We start from the raw sequence: 2603 nt of genomic DNA, 5'->3' as shown, positions 1-2603 counted from the left end.
CCTTCGCCATGGGCGAGCCGGTGCACGACATCACCTTCGAGAACGTGCAGGCGGGCTTGCGGACCGACTATCTGTTCCGCCTCGCCAACCAGCACCGCGCCTTCGTGCTGGGCACCGGCGACCTGTCCGAGCTGGCGCTGGGCTGGGCGACCTATGGCGTCGGCGACCACATGAGCCACTACAACGTCAACGGCGGCGTGGCGAAGACGCTGATCCGGCACCTGATCCGCTGGGTGGCGACGCGGGAGCATGAGGGCGAGGCCACCGCCGTGCTGCAGGACATCCTCGGCACCGAAATCTCGCCCGAGCTGGTGCCCGCCGGCGACGACGGCAAGCTGCAGTCGACCGAGGGTACGGTCGGGCCCTATGCGCTGAACGATTTCTTCCTGTTCTACATCACCCGCTTCGGCCTGAAGCCGTCGAAGGTGGCCTATCTGGCGCATCAGGCGTGGAAGGATGCGGCGACGGGGGCCTGGCCGGTCGGGACGGAAGACGAGCGGGTCGCCTATGACCTGCCTGTCATCAAGGCCTGGTTAAGGAAATTCCTCGTCCGCTTCTTCGAGACCAGCCAGTTCAAGCGGTCCGCCCTCCCCAACGGCCCCAAGGTCGTCACCGGCGGGTCGCTTTCTCCCCGCGGCGACTGGCGCGCGCCGTCGGATGCGACAGCGCGGGTGTGGCTGGACGAGCTGGAAGCGAACGTGCCGGACTGAGGGGTGGCTAGTGATTAGTGGCTAGTGGTCGGTGGTGTCTGGCCGTCTGCCTGCGAGTTCACTAGCCGCTAGCCACTCATCACTCCGCCTACGGAACCTCACTCAGAAACGGAAAGATCGCCGCCTTGGCGTCCGGCTCGTCCAGCATGGGCGCGTGGCCGACGCCGGCGACCTCGACATAGTCCATCTTGGGGGCCCGCTTGCGCATCTTCGCGGCAATGTCGGCGCTGAGCAGGTCCGAGGTCTTGCCGCGCACCAGCAGGACCGGGCGGCCCTTGGCCAGACGGCTGAACATCGGCCACAGGTTGGGGACCAGCGCCTTGGCGCCTGCCGCCCGGATCGGCACGGCGATGTCGGGATCGTAGTCCAGCACCGGCGCGCCCTCGGTGCCGATGCGGAAGGTCCGCTTCGCAAAGGCCATCCAGTCGGCGTCGGTGTAGTGCGGCAGGGCGACGGCGTTGATCGACTTCACATGGGCCGCGGCGGCTTCCCAGGTCGGGGTCTCGACCGGCTTTCCGGCGTAGGCGGCGATCCGCATCAGCCCCTCCTTCGCCACCTCGGGGCCGATGTCGTTGAGGATGGCGGCGGCGACCACCTTCGAGCGGATCGCGGCCAGGGCCATGGTGATCAGCCCGCCCATGGAGGTGCCGAGGAAGACGGCGCGGGCGATTCCGGCCTGGTCCAGCAGCGCCAGGACATCGTGGGCGTAGGTCGCGGGCTGGTAGGTCATGGGATCGGGCGCGCGGTCCGACCGGCCGCGTCCGCGCACGTCCAGCGCCAGCACCCGGCGGCCGCTCTGGGCGATCAGCGGCGCGATGGTCTCGAAGTCGGCCGCGTTGCGGGTCAGGCCGTGGATGGCGATCACCGGCAGGCGCGCGGGCCCGGCAGCGGCCGCATAGTCGCGGGCGTAGAGGCTGAGGCCGTCAGCGCTGGTCCAGCGGCGGTCGGTGAAAATCTGGGTCATTGCGGCTCCGGCGAGATCGGCCCGCAGCTTAATTCATCGAAGCGGGAAATCCGATAGTACGGTTTCTCGTCCTTCCGGGGCCGAGCGCAGCGAGGAACCCGGAACCCAGGAGTTAGGCTGCGGTCCTGGATTCCGGGTTCGCCTGCGGCGCCCCGGAAGGACGTCAACGCTAACGTCCGAGCAGGTCGGTCACAAAAGTCTCCAGATCGCCGCCCTCGAACCGGTAGCCCACCACGTCCGCCCGCCGCGCCGCCTCCATGTCGGACGGCTGGTCGCCGATCATGAAGGAGTTCGCCGGGTCGATGCCCAGGTCGGCCATGGCGCGCAGGATCATGCCGGGGTTGGGTTTTCGGTCGGGATGGTCCGGGTGGATGTAGGCCTCGACCACGCCCTCGGCGTGAAAGGGGCAGGCGTAGACGGCGGCGATCTCCCCCCCGGCTTCGGCCAGCCGCCGCACCACCAGACCGTTGAAGGCGTGCATCTGCTCTTCTGTGAACATTCCCCGCGCCACGCCCGACTGATTGGTGACGATGACGCACAGATAGCCCGCGTTGTTCAGCCGCCGAACGGCCGCTCCCGCCCCCGGCATGATGCGGAGATGCGCTTCCAGATGGGGGTAGCCGGTGTCCTCGATCAGCACGCCGTCGCGGTCAAGGAACACGGCGGGGACGCCGCTGCTCATGGCGTGGCGATACGCCCCCGTCCGCGCTCGTTGCAACCCGTCACGCGAAGTGACGCCCGCTTGTTTGGCGCTGAAGCGCGGTATTTGGTACGGAGCCCTGCCTTCGGCGCGGCGACAGCCGGCGCCGTCCGCATGCTCGCGCCCGATCCGGAGACCCTGTCATGACCATTGCCTTCATCGACCTTCAGGCCCAGCGGCTTCGGCTCAACGGCCGGATCGAGGCGGCGGTGCAGGAGGCGGTGGTCGG

General features: G+C 68.5%; 2 protein-coding genes and 1 pseudogene. 1 reads left to right on the top strand and 2 read right to left on the bottom strand.

Features of this window, described 5'->3' with window-relative positions; translation table 11 throughout:
• A pseudogene (gene nadE / locus VGB60_RS00930) lies at nt 1-710 on the top strand (NAD(+) synthase); the annotation flags it as partial.
• Nucleotides 711-798: 88 nt separating this feature from the next.
• Here nadE and VGB60_RS00925 read toward each other — a convergent pair.
• Nucleotides 799-1674 carry an alpha/beta hydrolase gene (locus tag VGB60_RS00925; RefSeq protein ID WP_331036413.1) on the bottom strand — a complete coding sequence of 292 codons (876 nt, stop codon included), beginning with the start codon at nt 1672-1674 and terminating at the stop codon, nt 799-801.
• Between the two features lie 169 nt (nt 1675-1843).
• Nucleotides 1844-2356 carry an HAD family hydrolase gene (locus VGB60_RS00920; RefSeq protein ID WP_331036412.1) on the bottom strand — a complete coding sequence of 171 codons (513 nt, stop codon included), beginning with the start codon at nt 2354-2356 and terminating at the stop codon, nt 1844-1846.
• Nucleotides 2357-2603 lie beyond the last annotated feature (247 nt).

It is taken from the genome of Brevundimonas sp. (assembly GCF_036399195.1).
GTDB lineage: Bacteria > Pseudomonadota > Alphaproteobacteria > Caulobacterales > Caulobacteraceae > Brevundimonas.
The sequence above is the reverse complement of the archived record's forward strand: the minus strand, read 5'-3'. Positions and strand labels throughout refer to the sequence as shown.